13 protein-coding genes are annotated in these 16,749 nt (G+C 67.6%); 2 read left to right on the forward strand and 11 right to left on the reverse strand.

What is annotated here, in order from left to right:
• Positions 1-541 precede the first annotated feature (541 nt).
• Positions 542-1,408, forward strand: coding sequence for a hypothetical protein (locus tag ACYQ0U_RS17870; RefSeq protein WP_459975235.1), 867 nt, complete (start codon positions 542-544; stop codon positions 1,406-1,408).
• Between the two features lie 13 nt (positions 1,409-1,421).
• Here the strand turns inward: ACYQ0U_RS17870 and ACYQ0U_RS17875 are convergent, their stop codons facing one another.
• Complete coding sequence (locus tag ACYQ0U_RS17875) at positions 1,422-2,303, reverse strand: PIN domain-containing protein (protein ID WP_459975236.1); 882 nt, start codon at positions 2,301-2,303, stop codon at positions 1,422-1,424.
• 130 nt (positions 2,304-2,433) lie between these two features.
• Here ACYQ0U_RS17875 and ACYQ0U_RS17880 point away from each other — a divergent pair, with 130 nt between their 5' ends.
• Positions 2,434-2,823: a hypothetical protein gene (locus tag ACYQ0U_RS17880; RefSeq protein ID WP_459975237.1), complete on the forward strand. Its 390-nt coding sequence runs from the start codon at positions 2,434-2,436 to the stop codon at positions 2,821-2,823.
• Positions 2,824-2,853: 30 nt separating this feature from the next.
• Here ACYQ0U_RS17880 and ACYQ0U_RS17885 read toward each other — a convergent pair whose 3' ends face one another.
• From ACYQ0U_RS17885 to eccB, 10 genes are all read right to left on the reverse strand, one after another.
• Entirely contained in the window at positions 2,854-3,543 is a 690-nt protein-coding gene (locus ACYQ0U_RS17885) for a hypothetical protein (RefSeq protein WP_459975238.1), read from the reverse strand.
• A gap of 125 nt (positions 3,544-3,668) precedes the next feature.
• Positions 3,669-4,802, reverse strand: a complete 1,134-nt coding sequence (locus ACYQ0U_RS17890) for a DNA cytosine methyltransferase (protein WP_459975239.1) — start codon at positions 4,800-4,802, stop codon at positions 3,669-3,671.
• A gap of 62 nt (positions 4,803-4,864) precedes the next feature.
• A complete protein-coding gene (locus ACYQ0U_RS17895) occupies positions 4,865-6,652 on the reverse strand; it encodes an SNF2-related protein (protein WP_459975240.1) in 1,788 nt (595 codons plus the stop codon).
• Between the two features lie 38 nt (positions 6,653-6,690).
• Positions 6,691-8,910 (reverse strand): hypothetical protein, encoded by a 2,220-nt coding sequence (locus ACYQ0U_RS17900; protein ID WP_459975241.1) that lies wholly within the window; start codon positions 8,908-8,910, stop codon positions 6,691-6,693.
• A gap of 232 nt (positions 8,911-9,142) precedes the next feature.
• Complete coding sequence (locus ACYQ0U_RS17905) at positions 9,143-9,616, reverse strand: very short patch repair endonuclease (protein WP_459975293.1); 474 nt, start codon at positions 9,614-9,616, stop codon at positions 9,143-9,145.
• A 201-nt stretch (positions 9,617-9,817) separates the two neighbouring features.
• Complete coding sequence (locus tag ACYQ0U_RS17910; protein ID WP_459975242.1) at positions 9,818-10,858, reverse strand: NAD(P)-dependent oxidoreductase; 1,041 nt, start codon at positions 10,856-10,858, stop codon at positions 9,818-9,820.
• Between the two features lie 192 nt (positions 10,859-11,050).
• Positions 11,051-11,695 (reverse strand): hypothetical protein, encoded by a 645-nt coding sequence (locus ACYQ0U_RS17915; RefSeq protein WP_459975243.1) that lies wholly within the window; start codon positions 11,693-11,695, stop codon positions 11,051-11,053.
• A gap of 814 nt (positions 11,696-12,509) precedes the next feature.
• Positions 12,510-14,060: a hypothetical protein gene (locus ACYQ0U_RS17920; protein ID WP_459975244.1), complete on the reverse strand. Its 1,551-nt coding sequence runs from the start codon at positions 14,058-14,060 to the stop codon at positions 12,510-12,512.
• Between the two features lie 50 nt (positions 14,061-14,110).
• Positions 14,111-15,325: a S8 family serine peptidase gene (locus tag ACYQ0U_RS17925; protein WP_459975245.1), complete on the reverse strand. Its 1,215-nt coding sequence runs from the start codon at positions 15,323-15,325 to the stop codon at positions 14,111-14,113.
• Positions 15,322-16,743: a type VII secretion protein EccB gene (gene eccB / locus ACYQ0U_RS17930; protein WP_459975246.1), complete on the reverse strand. Its 1,422-nt coding sequence runs from the start codon at positions 16,741-16,743 to the stop codon at positions 15,322-15,324. Before eccB ends, ACYQ0U_RS17925 begins: the two co-directional genes overlap by 4 nt.
• Positions 16,744-16,749 lie beyond the last annotated feature (6 nt).

Here is a 16,749-nt window from a genome sequence, read left to right on the forward strand (position 1 = left end):
GAGGACGTTCCGGGAGCGCGCCATTGAGGTCGGCGTCCTTCGCAGCTCGTAGCCAATTCCACAACATCCGAAACGGGTGGGGGTATGCCAAATGGAAGTCAGAACATAAGCAGGATCTTCAACTCTGTCGTTAGCTACTCGCAGGCACCGCCCCAGGTGCCCACATCGCGGCTTGCCGCCGCCCCGCAATGGCTCAATTCGAGTGTGACCTGGCCCTGGTCCGCCTCTGGGCTTCAACCTCAGCCACGGCTGGTACCTGGGCTCGAGTTTCTGTCTGTGGCACGGCGCCAGCGACCTCCCAGGATGTCCAACTCTTGGTCCTTCACGTCATCACCAGCACCTTCTCGCCGGTGGGCGGGACGTGGGATATCGACGCGGCAATCCTGACGCAAGGTTCATCACTCGCGACCCACGCCGACGGCGATTCACCGAACTGGATCTGGAACGGGACAGCGAACGCGTCTACGTCGACAGGTCCACCGTCGTAGGCCATTCCGTGGGAACTCTGCGGCCAACGTAGGGACGGGCTAGGTTTCGGCGCATGGTCGTGTCAGTCCCAGAGAAGACGCTCGAACATTGGGCGAGCATCTATCTGACCTATCGGTACCGCTCGAAGGCCTCGCTCTGGTGGCCAGCGAGCGGCGAGGACATCTACGTCGGAAGTCTTCCCGCCGTTCCCGGCAAGGCTTTGCAGCTGGAGCTCAAGACGACCACGCTGAACAAGAAGGGTGACGTCCATCGGGTCAAGATCGACCTGAAACAACTTGATCACTACCTCGCTCTGCCGCACTGGCAGCAGCCGTTCTACGTCTTCCCGATGCCTCGCTGGACTGACACGCTCAAGGACGCGACGGCGGCGGTAGGGATCGCGACGTCAGAAGTTGGGTTCTCGAGGGTAGACGCGATCTCTCTCAAGCCCTGGTGGTTCGCGAACTGGATGGTGGCGCTCCCCGCGGCCCAGGTCGCCAAGATCCTGAGTACGCAGATGGCCGCGTTCAAGGCTGGCGGCAAAGTCGACGCGGACCTGGTCACGACTACGTTCAAGGCCGGCCGACCCCAGAAGCCGGTGTGGTCTGACGGCCTACGTCATCTGGCGATCCCGTGGCGGACACTTTGGAAGCGACTCGAAGAATGCGGAGCTGCTTCGTGGCCGCAGGCAGTGCTACTGCCGTCGTGGGTCACGGCTGGCATCCGCAGCGTGCGTCATGAAGACATCCAATCCTTGCTGGCCGAGGCGCGCGAAGATCCGGACGGTGAGGTGGCGATCTGGGGGAGCACTGGCGAGGGCACCTTCGAACCGATTGACCACCTCCGAGACGATCCTGATCGCGCTGCCGCGGATGGCCTCAACAGAAACGACTGGCGGATCGCCGTCGGCCTGAGCCTGGAAGCGCTGAAACTGGCGTGAGGCGGGCCGGTTCCTAGCCGTCTGCCGAGTCGCTCTTGTCCTTCCGCAACTTGAGGACGCTCTCGAGTCCTGCATGCCGCGCCCGCAGCGCCTGGTTGGTGTCGTAAGTCAGGAACGTCACTGGCTTTGCTGACAGCAGCTGCACGGCCAGAGCACGATCGACGATCTCGTCGTCGTTGATGGACAGCCGCACGTGGCCGGGTAGGTCGAAGAGGATATCGATCCAGTGCTCGCCGCTCGGGATCTCGCCGCGCTCGAGGGCCGAGAAGTCCGCCTCGCGAAGACGTCCAGATCCGCTATGGCCGGCAACTCGTTCGATGACGGCCAGCGTCACGCCAGAGCGCCAACGAAGTTCTTTCTGCGAGGCGTTCTTCTGTCTCTCGAGCTCGTCGATGATCACCATGGGGACCACCAAGCTGATCGGTGCCTCGCGACTGCCAATCACCTTCGAGAGGTCGGTCTCGTCGAGCTTGTCGGAGTGCTGGTGGAAGAACGACGTGTCGGCCACAACCATGCGGCCACGCTCATCCCAGCGCTTGAACTCTGTCCTGGTCGTCTGGAGGGCCAGTTCGAACAGGGTTGTCCGGTCATCGATCTCAACCTCGACCAGGTTGCGCGCCATGTCGACCGGCCCAGTAGCCATCGCCTGGATGGTCCAGTAGCGCTTGGTCAGCACCAGCCGCTCAAGATCTGCCTCGCGCAAGCTGTGCCGCAACATGCGGACAGCCTCGTTCGCCCAGCGCAGGTACTCGTTGAAGAGGTCAGCGGCCCCGGGCGCGCGGCCGCGGATGTTCTTGAGGTCGGTCTCAACCTGCACGAGCTGTTGCAGGAGGGAGGCGCGGTCGCTGCCGACTAGTGGCGTGATGAGCATGCGCCCCATCGTGACGGTGCGCACCGACATTCCGCTTACGACCTTGTGCGATTCGGCGGTGTCTGAGTACCAAGTGAGCGGGCAACTGGCGCGCTCTGCGTGTTCAGGATGCAGGACTCCACGCAGCGATTCGAAGGTCGGGCATCCTTTCCGCATGACCATCGATCTAGATGTCGCCCTGGGCGTCCCTACGGACGACTCCTTCGAGCTGCTGGTCAACCCTGAGGCTGCCGCCGAACTGCGTGCCGCTCTTGAGGAGGCCGGCCTAGAGGTGAGCAGCGGCATGGGGCACGCGGACCCCTCCGGGAAGCCAAAGACCATCCTCTACATCGGTGCGGTCACCGCGGCGCTTCCGGCGGTCGCCAAGGTGCTTGAGGTAGTGCTCCACCGCCACGACAAGAAGCGCTTCACGATCACCGGCGAAAAGGTCGACGCGGCCGGGTACAGCGGCGAGGAGATCCTCGCAATACTGCAGCAGCTCGAAGCCTCGCGCGATGCCACCAGGGATGAGTGGCGGAAGGCCACTGGCATCGAGGATCTATAACCGCGTCGGCCCTCGACGTCGCACGCTCGGTCAGAACAACTGCTCCTGCGTAGAACTCGGGCTCGGATCGCGTCGTGGCGAACTCGATACCCGAGGCTGGACAAAGCTCTTCCGGTTCTCGACGACGGCATCCGCAAGCGCCATCGTGTTCTCTATCGACCGTCCTCTAACAACGAGCAGGTTCGGCCTGGCCGCGTCGATGCCGAACGTGCATCCGGTCTCCTCGACCAGCGGCTGCAGTGCCCTTGCACGGAACTCGGTGGCCGCGAACAGCACCACCGGAGCGTCTGACCAGCTTCGCTCAGGATGACTCCGGCAACTGGCCGCTGGAAGAACTTGTACAGAAGCCAGCGCGTGTACGAGGCCGGCGACTCCCAGCTCAAGCCCACAGAGCTCCGGTATGTCGGACACGACCTCCGCAAGCGCATGGAGCTCCTCGGCGGACACCTCTTCGGCGGGATCATCGAGGGCGGCAGACTCGGCGATGCCGGCGAGGCGCTCGAAGTCGTCCCCGTCCTTGGCGAGCCGACCGACCACTTCGGCCATGCGCCACTCGATCGAGATGATCTCCCGTGCGTCGCCAACGGAGACGTTCCGGATCAGCCAGGTGTCGCGAAAGAAGCCGAAGCCTTCCTCGCTGATCTCAACCGGGCTTGGCATCCAGAATGTAGCGGCGGCCGGCAGGTCGCTCGTTCCAATAACCGGGGCTTCCGGAAACATGGTCATCACCTCGGCGCACAGTTTGCGCCCTGGCACCGACAACTTCGTCGGACACGACGGAGGATGCCTGAACTGCACACGCTGAGATGGCCCTGTCGCGGCTGCGGCTACGATCCGCCGTGGCGCTACGTCGCGATGACGCCAGGCAGCAGCTGAGCGACGATCTCGCGCGCGAGTGCCGGAGGCACGGCGTTCCCGATCATGGTGGCGAGGTCGGCTCGACGAGTGACTGCCGAGAAGTCGAAGTAGTCCGGGAAGCCCTGCAGGCGGGCGGCCTCGTGCGGGGTCAACGCACGGGTGCGGCTGGGGTGCATGTAGCGCCCTTGCCCGATGCTGCCGAAGCCACTCGTGATCGTCTGCGCCGGAAGCGTCCAGTTGAGCCGCCCATACATGGACTTGTAACTGTGGTTATCCCGGTGGCACTTGGGACGTTCCTCGTTCGGCAGGTCGTACCGCTGCTTGTCGAGCAGGTACTGCATTCGGCGCACGTTCTCGGCACTCGCCCGCGGCGGTACGTCGTAGCCGGTGGGGTCAGCGATCGTCTCAAGATCGCCGATTGCCCACCGCAAGTTCCTCGTCGGCTCAGGCTTTCGCTCCGTGATCGCCTTGAGCACGGCAACCGGATCCACGGCCTTAACCCTCGACGCGAGCATGATGTGTCGCTTCCGGCGCTGCGGCACGCCGAGCGCGTGAAGCGACACGGTGGCATCGGCGACGACGTACTTCTTCGACTCAAGCTGCGCCCGCGTTGTGCCGACCACATCGGCGATGTCGTTGCGCACGGTCGGCACGTTCTCGATCAGTACGAAGTTCGGTCGCAACACCTCCGCCGCGCGAGCCATTCGCGCGTAGAGTGCATTCTTCGGATCGTCGCGGCGGGTGTGGTTGTTGAGGTCGCTGTGGCCCTGGCACGGCGGGCCGCCGACCAGCAGATGGAGCTCACCGACCTTCTCTCGGGTGCGCTTCTCCAGGGCGGTCAGGCGGGCGCCGAGCTCGCCGTTGAAGAAGTCATCGATCGAGGCCGTCTCGACGGTGGCCTTCTTGAAGTTCTCGGCGTAGACGTCGGTCGCCGACTGCTCCAAGTCGACTGCCAGCCGAACGTCGGTCGCGATCCCCTTCTCGTTGGCGGCCTGGGCCGTCCCCAGGGTCAGCCCGCCGCAGCCCGCGAAAAGATCCACGAGGGTGAACGACATCTGGCCGACCTCGAACTCCGGGCGAGACGTCTGCCGCAGCTCGTGAAGTTCGGTCGACTGGCCCATATGGGTGAACAGTAGCCAGTTTCACCCGAAAACTCGAGTCGCCGTCCACACCCTCCAACGGGTCATCGGAGGTGCTCGACGAGCGCCGCCAACTCCTCCGGCCCGAGGGCGCGGCTCCCGGCCTCCGGCTGCGTCAGACGCCGGAGGGTCGGGTCGCGCAGCTTCTCCTCCATCCCGATCAGCTTGCGGTTCAGCGAGGCGTGGATCGCCTGGTCGATCGTGTCGGGAGCGACCAGAAGGATCACCTTCGCGGTCGTCCCAGGCGGCATGCCGACGCGGTGCGTGCGGTCAAGCGATTGAAGGAACAGCCCGGCGTTGAAGGTGCGATCGACGTGCACCTGCAACTGGCAGACGTGGTGCAAACTGACACCCTCGCCGAGCGTCTGCGGCGTCGCGATCAGCACCGTGCAAGTCGGATCCTCGCGGAACTTGTGCAGCTCGCGCACACGATCGGTCTCTGCGGCGGGATCGTCACGTACCACCGATCCCGTGATCACCGCCGGGTTGTACGGCTTGAGGAGCCGCTCCAGCTCGCGCACGTTCCCGATGAAGTTCGTCCAGATCAGGAGCTTCTCCCCTCGCACAGCATGCTCCCGGGCGATGGCAGCCGCCGCCAGCAGCTTCGCCGGACGCACGGCGCTCACCAGGCCGTCGAGCAGCTCGACGAGAGGCCGCTCGCCGCTCGGGAGGCTGCCTGCCCAGTCCACCAATCGGTCGGCCCCCTCCTCCAGCAGCAGCGCCGGGTTAGAGGCAGCCGCGACGAGCCGCGCTATCGCGGTGCTCGCAAACTCGGGGCTCGCTCGAAGCTCGTCCACTGCCTCGCCCATGCCCGTCGTGACGGCCTGGTAGATGCGCCAGTGGTTCTCATCGAGGGGCACCGGGACAATGGTGACCTCAGCAGGCTCCAGCCCCAGCTCGTCCTTGGTGATGCGGACCCACGACCGGTCGCCGCCCGGAGTCACCGGACTCGCCAACTGGCGTCCGTGCCCCGGCCAGGCCAGGTCCAGCATTGCCTCCAAGTCCTCGATGCCGTTTGGCATCGGGGTGCCCGTCAGTACGAGACGCCGCGTGGCGAGCTCGGCCAGGTCCAAAGCACCCCGACCGTGCTCGCCCCGGCTGCCTCGCTTGGCGCGGTGAGCCTCGTCGAACACCACCAACAGACGATGGCCGCGAGACCACCCGTCGATCGCGGCGCGCATGGAGCCCTGGGCCGCCCGCTCGTAGTTGACGACCACGACCTCAGTGCTTCGCCGAGGCGTCCGCGGCGCAAGCTCGATGGATGGACGCCGATCCGGCTCGAAGCAGTCCCGGCCCTCCTCCTCCCAGGCCTCGTACGCGCTCTGCGGGGCGACGACGAGCATCCGGTCGACCACCCCGCGCTCCTTGAGCGCGATGTACACCGCGAAGGTCATGGTGGTCTTACCGCTGCCGGGGACCGAGAAGTTGCCGCCGCCCTGCGCCCGGACCAGCGACGTAACAGCACCCTCCTGCGCGGGTAGCAGCGTCCGCGAGAACCCACCAGCCGTCAGTTCGGCCTGGACCGTCGCGATCTCCTCCGGCGTCGGATCCTGACTCTCCAGCACCCGCAGGTAGGCGTCGTGCAGCTCGGCCGCCCGCTCGGAGGTCGTTGCTGCCGCTGCGCTCCACTCCCACGGCCACCGGCCCGCAGGCCACGGACGCTGGAGGGCCTCCGCGAGCCGGTGGGCCTGGTGCACAGGTACGGACAGCCCTCTACCCTCCCTGACCACCGCGTCTGCGTGCAGGATGAGCTCCTGCTCCAGGGTGCGCCACGTTGCCCCCGGCATCTCTGCTGGCGGCGCCACGACCAGGTAACCGCTCTCCCGGTGCACCCAGCCTGCGCTGGGTGCACCGGGTCCAGGAGCAGTGGTCACCGGGTGGCCCGAGCAGCGGCCCGCGCGTAGGCCTTGCCGGTCGTGAAGAACTCGACCAGCTTCTGCAGCGCCGGCAGCGCGTCGTCCGCCGTCTGCTCGTTGACGCCGATCCGCTCGTAGATCGCCTCGTCCCACAGCTCGGGGTCGTCGTCGTCCGCGCGGTCGATGCCAAGGATGTCACCGGGCAGCGCGTCGCGCAGGAAGTCGGCCTGGTTCGAGCCCTCGGTGATGACCTCGGTCAGCTCCTTGACCAGCCGCGCGAACTCGGAGAGCGGGTTGTCCTCCTTCTTCGTGGACGACTCGCCCAGCCAGAGCTCGCGCAGGTAGAACTCGTCGAGCTCGTGGTCGTCCTCGCGGTCGAGCGGGATCGTCGGCTGCGAGTTCGCCGTCAGGGCAATCACGGCGTCGTGCAGCTGGTGGATGCCGCGCTCCTCGCGCACCATCGCGGCCAGCAGCACGTTCGGGTCGCTCGCCTTGACGTTGACGGCCTTGCCGCCACCACCACGCGCCGTCCGGGTGAGCGCCTTGTCCTCAGCCAGCAGACCCGTGTTCGACATCAGCGCCAGGCCACCGAGCGCAGCCAGCGCCCGCTGCGCCGGTCCGCAGCTGTCGGCGTCCGTCGCGCCCTTCGCCTCGGCCAGCGCCTTCTGGGTGAGCTCCTGGATGGGCGTGGTCAGTAGCGCCGGCCAGCTGCCACCGGCGTGCTCGTCGGCCTTCCAGAACCAGGGCGCGTGGAAGGCACCGAAGATCGCCGCCTGGATCGTGTTCTCCTTACCCGTCCCGTTCACGCCGAGCGCCACGATCGCCTGCGCGGCCGCGACCTTGGCGCGGTCGTCGGTGTGCACCCTCTGCCCGTTGAGGCGGAGGTGACGGTTGACGATCTCCAGCGAGTCCTCGCCCGTGCCGCTGGCCGGGAGCGCCGCCTTCTGGGCCGTCAGCGTCGCGACCAGCTGCGCCACGGTGACGAGCCGGTTCTCACCGTCGTCGCCGTCCGACTGCCAGTCCGCTAGCGTCTCGCCGAGCCAGGCCGACCGGTCCGCCTCGGTGATCCGGCCGTCCTTCAGCAGCTCATCGATCGCCCCGATGGCGATCAGGCCCTGGACGTCGGCGAGGTCCCACTGGTCCTTCGCCTTCCCGGGGACGTGGTACGAGCGGATCATCTCCTGGATCGTGCTGGAGACGGGGTTGTGCTCGCCGATGGTGACCTGGGGGTCGGGCTCGACGGCGATGATCAGGTTGATGTCCACCGTGCGCAGGAGCTGGAAGGCGACCGCCGCCGGGACGTCCGTCGCCGTTGTCTCCAGCCAGAGCTTGGTGTCGCGGCCCGGGAAGTAGCCCGCGGCTGCCGACGCCGGGAAGGTCAGCTCGCCGGTCAGCCTCTCCAGGTCGGCCGGCGTGAGGTCACGCAGGCCCGGCTCACCCTTGAGCCAGTGCTCGGCGGCCAGCAGACCGACGCTGCGGCTCGCCAGCTGGTCCATCCCGACCAGCGCCGAGAACAAACGCTGCGCGCCCTCGGCGGCCTGCGGCACCCACGCCGAACCGTTGTCCGAGCAGAGCTGGACCAGCACCACGTCCGGCGGCTCGAGGACGCCGAACTGCACGATGCTGTCGACCCGGTCGCGCTTCTCCTTCTTGCCACCGGTGGACGTGTACGACTCCAACCCGAGCAGGCGGCGCTGTGCGGCGATGATGTCCAGCACCGTCTCCGGGCCGTCGACCTGCATCGTGGGCAGCGACAGGACCGGGTGGTCGGTCGCCGTGGTGACGACGCGGCTCGCGCCCCGCAGCTCGGCGCCCATGCGGCGGAGCGCACGACCGTTGAGGAGCCACGGAGCGAGCATCGGCGTGTTCACGATGACGCGGACGTAGTGCAGGACGCCGTGCTCGGTGCGCTTCGCCTGCACGGCCGAGAGGGCGGCCAGGTTCTTGTCGGTGTCGGCGTTGAGCGCCTCCACCTGGCGGACCAGGCCGAGGTCGACCTCGTCCTCTTCCACCTTGTGATACTTGGCGAAGACCTCGCGGAACCGCCAGCCGAGCTTCGTGAGCGGCTTTCCGTCAGCCTCGGCGGGACGGCCGGACTCGGGCCGGAACGGCTCGGGGCGAAGAGGACGTCCTTCGATGCGACTGACCGGCGGCGCGAGCTCGGGCTCGCTGAGCGGCTTCAGAACCGTGCTGGACGACTTGGCAGTGGACGTGCGATTCGAGTTACGGGTCACGATGACCTCCTAGGGTCAATCGAGCCCGTGCCAGCCGATCGGCGGGTACGTGCCGCCCCTGAAAGGTGTCCAGAGACGACAAAGGCCCCTCCGGTCGAACCGTGACCATGACCTCCGGGCGCCTCGACGACCTATGTCGCAGAGAGACCCGCTTTAGCCAGGGCGGCACGAGCAGGTGGCTATTACCGTGATGAAGGCTACACCATGGTTGCAGTGTGATCGCTGATTCCTGCTACGCCTGCTCTCGCTGCGCGCGCTCCCGCTTGACGGCCGCGATCACCGTCTCGGCAGCGGAGGACGGAGCGGTGTGCGCCCAGAACCGGAGCACGGTCCATCCCGCAGCTTCGAAGCGCGCCGACGTATCCAGGTCTCGGGCACGGTTCTCGGCGATCTTCGGCACCCAGTAGTCAGCATTGGTATCGAACCTCGTCGGACCGTGTTCGGGGCAGCCGTGCCAGAAGCAGCCATCGATGAAGACTGCGATCCGATCTCGCGAGAACAGGATGTCCGCCCGACGGCGCAAGCCCGGCACCGGCGCGACGTCGACCCGATACCGCATGCCGGCCGCATGAAGGAGCCGACGCACAGCGAGCTCCGGCTTGGTATCCCGCCGCCTATTCGACTGCATGATCTGCCGACGCGCAGGCGAGGACGCCCATGAGTTGCGACTCCGCATGCCCGCCACGCTGCCAGGCGCGGGCTGCATCTCCAAGAGCGGGCCTGGCCGCAGTTAGAAGGTCGCAGCCACGACGCGGCAGCCAGCCTCAGCCGAAGCGACTCCATAGGACTCAACGATGCGATCACCGAGGAACTAGTGTCCGTCATCAACGACGCCTTTCCGGGCTCTCGGACCTGCGCCACGCGGCCTCACTGCACCGCCGGACGTCGACGCACATTCCTGGCCTGATCAGGGGGCGTCGGTGAGGAAGTGGTCGAGCCAGATCCCAGCGATCTCTTCTCGGATTGCTTCCTCGACGTGTCGAATCCCTGGGGACTGCTCATGCACACATAGAGCATGGACCGCGGCCAACTTCTCGCCCTCAATTAGCTGGATGGCGGGCCCAATCACGGCGCCGTGGAGGAAGTTGATCGTGTGTGCGTCGTTGAGCACGTACACATGCGTGCTCCGGTTCGAGTACTCAGTGATTGGCGTGCCCCCAGAGGTGGTGTGATGACGAATACGCCACCCAGCCGACAGAGCAGCGGGATCGAACTCGTCGTCACCGGACGTGACAGTCGCGATCATGGTGCCCGGATTCATGCTCGCGAGAGCGTCGTAGTTGAGCGACTTGTTTCCGGTAGCTCCGACCACCAGGTCCGCGCGCCGCAGGGCCGCCTCAAGCGTTCGCTGAACCACGAATCCTCTGGCCGCCGCCTCCGCCATCGCGACCGCGGCAGTGTCAAAGATGGTCACGGGAACACCGCGACCCCTCAACGCTTCAGCCACACTCCGCCCGACTTTGCCGAATCCGATAACGCAGGCGCGCTTATTCTGCAGGACCTCAGCGGCCTCCCGGACGACAGACTCGATCGAGTGGACCACACTCACACCAACCAGATGGTTTTCGGGGTACTTGAGCCTACTGTCCGCGACGGTGAACACGGGCACCGCGAGATCTGGGAGCCGCCGATATTTCGCGAGGCCGTTTTCGGTGCCCTCCATTACGCCTAGAAACCTGTCGCCGAAGTGGTCTGAGATCGAAGAAAGCGTGGGGGCGAAGTAGCCGCCGATATCGACGATGGCAAACTGGCCGACGGTGCGGGACTCAAGTTCATCGACAACGACCTCAGGGTCAGACGTCCACACGCGGTCGAGGTCGCGCGAAGTGTATTTCGCTTCGAGTTCGCTTCTTATTTGAGCGGATGCCGTATTCGGCTTCGGAAGCATGAGCACAAGGTTCGCGACCGTGTCCAAGGCTGGTAGAAAGTGCCGCGAGTTCTCGACCATGTGTGCAACAGCAACAATGGAGACATGGTCACCAATACGAAACCGTGAGGAAAGGCGGCGAAAGTAGCCGCTTGCCCTCACGGTTTCGTATTGGAAGTACACTTACACTCCGGACTTTTGGATTCAGGAATCACCCATGGTTCTTGTAGCATCCTTTCTGTTGAATATTGTACGAAAGTCGATACCGTATGTCTACAACCACTCGATTCCGTACACGTACCCTACTCGCGGCTTTTCTATGCGGAAGGCAAACGCGCCGGAAGACTTTTCTTCTTCGATTATCTCCAGCTTCTTTGGAATCGAGTGTCGAGCGCTGGTGTTGGCGTTCATGACGAATGGACTGACATTGACGAAGGTCTCGGGTGGGATCCGTATGCGCAGAGTGAGCGCGCCGGTGGATGCACTGATCCGATGACGGAGATATGGCTGAAAGGTCCCGCCCTCGTCCAGCAACTGGTTGCGCGTGGAGATCTCGACCTTCCGATTGGCTGCCAACGTCTGACCCAAGTCCACGAGGAACAACGCGTCGTCGCCCTCACGCAACACAGGTCCGTGGAGCTTATGGCGGACTGCGCCCGACGAACTGAGAACCTCGGGCTCGATCACCCGCGTGGGAGAACCGGTCCACCGGTAGCGACGTTCGTAGAACCGAGCGTCATAACGAAGGCGAGCGACGTCGCGGCGGGTATACCGATGCATCACATCGTCCACGACCTCATAGGTTGACTCCACTTCAAGCAACTCGAACGGTCGATTGCTAGCGGGAGCCGACTCGATCTGACCTTGGATCGGCCTGGGCGCTGACGAGCGCGCAGGCGTCTTTCCTTGGCCAGCCACGCGCCAGAACCTAGCAGTGACCGTCGTGCCTGTTGTGATCTTCGAGCAAGTGACCCACATAAGGCTAGACCCCATCGCCGACAGCCCGACCTGCGGGTGCGGAGTCAGGCTCCCGACGCCGGGTCGCCGGTCCGGGAAATTTTTTCGTAGCCCTCCTCACTGCTCGCCGTGCCGACGTATGACTGCACCCGAAGTGCAGCCCCAGCTGGCTCCACGACCACCCGGCGCTCCGTAGCGCCACAGCTTCTGCGGTCCGCTCTACGGGGAACCCCGGTGCCGCCGGCCGAATCTCAAGTCCGTTGACCACCAGCCAACGACGAGCAGTCTCATGCCGTACCTGATACTTCCGTCCCAGTGCCTGGATCGACTCACCAGCCTGATAGTCCGCCACGAGCGAGGCCACTTGCTCCGGGTGCAACCGATGCTGCCGCTGGATGGGCTGGGCCGCTCTACGAACGGCGGACACCTCTGCGTCAGGCACTCCACTCGCGACCAGCTCCCCGACCTGGTCCCAGGGCGATTGATTCCATTGTTCTGTCAGTTGGACCGCCACAGACGAACGGCGCCGCACGACAGTGCGGCGCCGTTCGTGCTCGCTGCGCGGGTTGGGTCAACGCGCTCGGCTGATCTCGGGGGGTTCGAATCCCCCTACCTCCGCCACAGACGAACGGCGCCGCACGACAGTGCGGCGCCGTTCGTGCTTGCGGCGCGGGATAGGTCAACGCGCCGGACAGCTGGGGTAGTCCCTAGCGAAATCGGGGTTTGGGAGCTCCCGACCCCGCGAACGTCAGGGACTATCCCAGTGGCGACCCACTCAGCGGCGGTCGACGCAGCCGGTCAGGGCCGACTTGGCCAGCGACGGGCCGTCCTTGACCTGGGTGCCCCGGCCGATGCCGAAGTGGCGCTGCCAGTCGGAGTACATGCTCGTGTTCTTGTGCTCGGACCGGTCGCCGACCAGGCTGAACCGCATCGTCATCGGTACGTCGGACACGGCGGCCTTGCTCCGCACGACCCCGACCACCTGGCCGTTGACGAACCACGAGATGTGGTCGGCGGCGACCTCGACGGCGAACGCCGGGATGTTGCCCGCCAGCGACGGCGCCTGGATCGTCTTGGTCCAGCGGGTGGTCTTCGCGTTGACGCCGAAGGTCATCTGCGAGGCCGCGCCGTCGTACCGGGCGACGGTGATGTTCTGGCGGCCGCAGTCGTAGTCGGACGCCTTCTCCGGCACCAGCTCCAGCACGATGTCGTAGTTCTTAGACCCCGCCTCGAAGGTCTTGATCCGCATCCGGGTCTCCCAGCGACCGTAGGCGTCGGCGTTGCCGGCGAGCGTGGCCCTCGTGGTGCCGAAGTCACCGTGGGCGGCCCGGGTCAGCCGGCGCCCGCTGTCGAGACGGAGCTGCCCGTTGTGCTTGCCGGCCCGGCCGGCGCCGTCGGTGTACTGGATCCAGCGACCCTTCTTCACACCGTTCTTTGGCGGGCTGTCGAGGTCCTGGCCCTCCTCCCAGTCGAAGCCGAAGAGCACGGGGTACCACTGGTACCGCTGCGCGGCGGTGCCGGTGACCCCGGAGCGCTCGGGCGCGGGCGTCGGGCCGGACCCCGCCTGGGCGGCCTGCGCGGGCTCGTTGCGGATCGGGAGGCCGCCGACCTCGACGTGGGTCGGGAACGAGGCCTGCCAGCCGATGTCGCTGCCGTCCTGGGTCCAGTCCTCCATGCGCACCCGGTAGACGTGCTCCCCGGTGGTCTCGCGGAAGGGCGGGAAGTACCCATGGCCGTCGCGCAGGACGAGCGTGGTCGAGAGCGTCTCCCAGTCGGTCGGGCTCACCTGCTCCTGCAGGGTGAGCTCGCGGCCCACGAAGACCGGCAGGTTCCGGAGGTCGGGCCGGCCGTACACGTGGTCGGGCGTGGTGTCGGCGACGACGGTGAGACCTCCGACGTCCAGCGGGTCGAGGACCTCCAGCGTCACGTCCTGGGAGCCCGGGTGGAAGGTCACGCCCGGCGTGACACCCCCGCCCTTCGCGCCGCGGACGCGGTAGCTGAGCCCCACCATGTCGGGCGCGCGGATCTCCATCGAGAACGACCCGTCGGCCTCGGTCGTGCCGCGGTAGGGCAGGTCCTCGACCTTGGTCCAGCCGTCACCGGGGCGGTTCATGTGCCGCTCGAGCCAGATCTTGCGCTTGCCTGCCTTCGGCAGCTGGCCGTCCAGCGTGAGGCCCTGGCCGCCGACGTAGGAGTCGTACCCGCCGTTGATGGTCATCGTGAGGCTGGCCGCCCGGCGGGCCGACTCGTCCGCCGACGCGGGCGCCATCAGCCCGACCGCTAGTGCCACCGCCCCGAGAGCGCTCAGCAGTTTCCCCATGATCATGGTGAAAAGTGTCCGTGAGGGCGGCGGCTCGCGCCGAATTTCCGGCGAAGTCAGGTACGCCGCCGCGCCAGCACCGGGCGCAGCAGCAGGGCGACCACGAGGACGCCGCCGCCGACCAGGCCCCACCAGAGAGCGTCGTCGGTGGCGCCCGCGAGTGGGTCCGGCTCCGGCTCGGGGGCGACCGCGGGCGCGGTGTCGCGCGCGGTGGAGACGGCCCGTCCGAGGTCGCCGGCCTCGTCCGGGGCGAGCGGCCGGGTGAGCGCCTCGACCGGCTGGACGACGCCGGCGCCGGTGAGCGGCGTCGGGTCGTCCGGGGTGCCGTTGGCGGTGCTCACGAGGCGGGCCACGAGCTGCTCGTCGGTGTCGTTCGGGAAGCGTTGCGCCAGCAGCGCCAGCACCCCGCTCACCTCCGCCGCCGCCCAGGACGTCGCGACCGACCCGACGGCGCACCGCCGGCCGTCGAGGCCGTAGCTCCTGGCCCCGAAGGTCGGTGCCGCGACGGTCGTAGCGCTGTTGAGCACGATGTACGGCGTCGGGTCGGTCTCGCCGGAGCCCGCCGCGGTCGAGGTCGCGGAGACGACGTACGGCAGGCCGTACCCGGTCGGGAACATGGTGCGGGCGGCGTCCTCGCCCGGGCCCGGGCCGCCGTCCTCGAAGGCCTCGGCGAACTCGTCGTCGGCGCCGGGCCGGTTGCCGGCGGACGCCACCACGACCACGCCCGCCCGGTGCGCGAGACGCACCGCGCGCTTGAGACGGGGTGAGTCGCGGACCACGAGCGAGACGTTGGCGATGCGGATGTTGAGGCCCTCCGCGCGCGCGGCCACCCACTCCAGCCCCGAGGCCACGGCGTCGGACGTGACGGTCGTGCCCTCCCCGCTGGCGTGGGACTCGTCGGTGTCGTAGACGCGCACGTCGACGATCTCCGCGTCCGGCGCGACGCCGGTCTCGTCGCCGGCGATGATCCCGGCGACCGCGGTGCCGTGGAAGTAGCCGACCTCGCCACCGCCGTGGGCGGTGTACTGCTCGGCGACGGGGATCGACGCCCCGGTCACGCCGGAGTCCAGGACAGCCACCCGGACCGGAGGCCTCGTCGGCGGCCCGGCCAGCGGGCGCGCCCGTCCGATGCCGAGCTGGTCGAGGGGGTCGACGTCGGACTCCAGCACCGACCCCTCGTCGCCGCACACCGGGTCGGCGGCGAGCGCCGGCGCGACGGGGGCGAGCCCGAGCAGCCCCCCGCAGGCCGCCGCGAGGAGCACGGTCCTCACTCGTCGCCGCACCCGGACCCGGTCTCCTGGTCGGGCGGCAGGAGGGCCGCGGCCTGCGACAGGTTCACGCCGCAGCGGAACAGCTCGACCCAGGTGTCCGGGACGACCGGCACCGCGACGTCGGCGTACCCGAGCTGCTCGGCCGCCCCGGCGCCGACGAGCGGGTTGGCCCGGCCCTTGGCGTCGATGAGGAACGGCTGGGCGTCGGTGGACCGGCCGGACCAGTCACCGGAGAGCACGTAGGCGCCGCGTCCGGGGTCGACGGCCTGGTCCTTCTCCCCCGCCGCGACCCGGTCCTGCGCCGCGGGGTCGGCCGGGCTCACCAGCTGTGCGACCGGCGCCCGGCCGTCCTCGGCGGTCAGCTGGGCGCACGGGTCGGTCCCGAGCTGGGTGAGCACCGCGGTCGGCCAGTCGGTGTCCACGAGGAACTCCGGCGAGGCGCGGTCGGCGGCGGGCGAGGTGCTCACCGGGATCGGCTTCGCGACCGAGCCGTCGGACCGCACCAGGTGCGGGTAGAGCGCGGCGGCGAAGGGCGGCAGCAGCACCGGCCCGTCGTTCGTCACGAGGTAGAGGTCGCCGTTCTCCGGCTGGAGGACGTCACCCACGAGGGCGTCGCCGGCGTCCGCCGGCAGCTCCTCCTCGGGGCGCTCGCCGAACCGGTCGAGCCTCAGGCTGTCGAGGTCGATCGCGGCGCCGGACGGGAAGAGGCTCAGCCACTGGCGCGGCACCTCGGCAGCCCCGACGCGGACCGCGGGGAGCCCGATGGCCTCGAGCAGGTTGTCGGTCTCGGGGCCGCCGGCGCCGGTCTGCTCGGGCAGCTCGTAGGCGTACGTGCCGTCGTCGGTCTGCGCGACCACGAAGTAGGCGCCGTCGCTCTGCACCACGACGCCGGCGTCCGGGGTCGTCGTCACGGCAGGGTCGTCGGCGACCGTCACCCGGACGCCGTCTCCGTCGCCGGTGCACGCCGTCCAGCCGGTGTTGATCAGCAGCGACGAGGTGGGGACGCTGGCCGGGGCCCCCAGGATGCCGATGTCCTCGCCGATGCGCTGGTCGTCGATGGTGTCCTGGGAGATGAGCGTCGGCTCGGAGCCCGCGCCGAGGATCAGCTTCGCCGAGGTGGTGTTGATGACCGGGCGGAGCTCGTCGGGGTCGGACTCGAGGATGACGTACGCCGCGCCGGTCTCCTTGGAGATGATCAGCCCGGGCTGGTTCCAGTCCGCGGGGGTGCGCGGCGCGAGGGCGCCCGCGACCGCGGCCCCGGCCGCGAGGAGTACGGCGAGCGCCACGCCGCCGACGATCGTGCGGCCGGGCCGGGAGGGCTCGACCTCGCGGCCGCCCGGCGCACCGGACACGAACGCGGTGACCAGCCGCCGCCGGCTGAACGAGTAGGCCTCGACGAGGTCCTTCTTGGTGGCCATGCGGTG

The organism is Nocardioides pyridinolyticus (genome assembly GCF_054653575.1).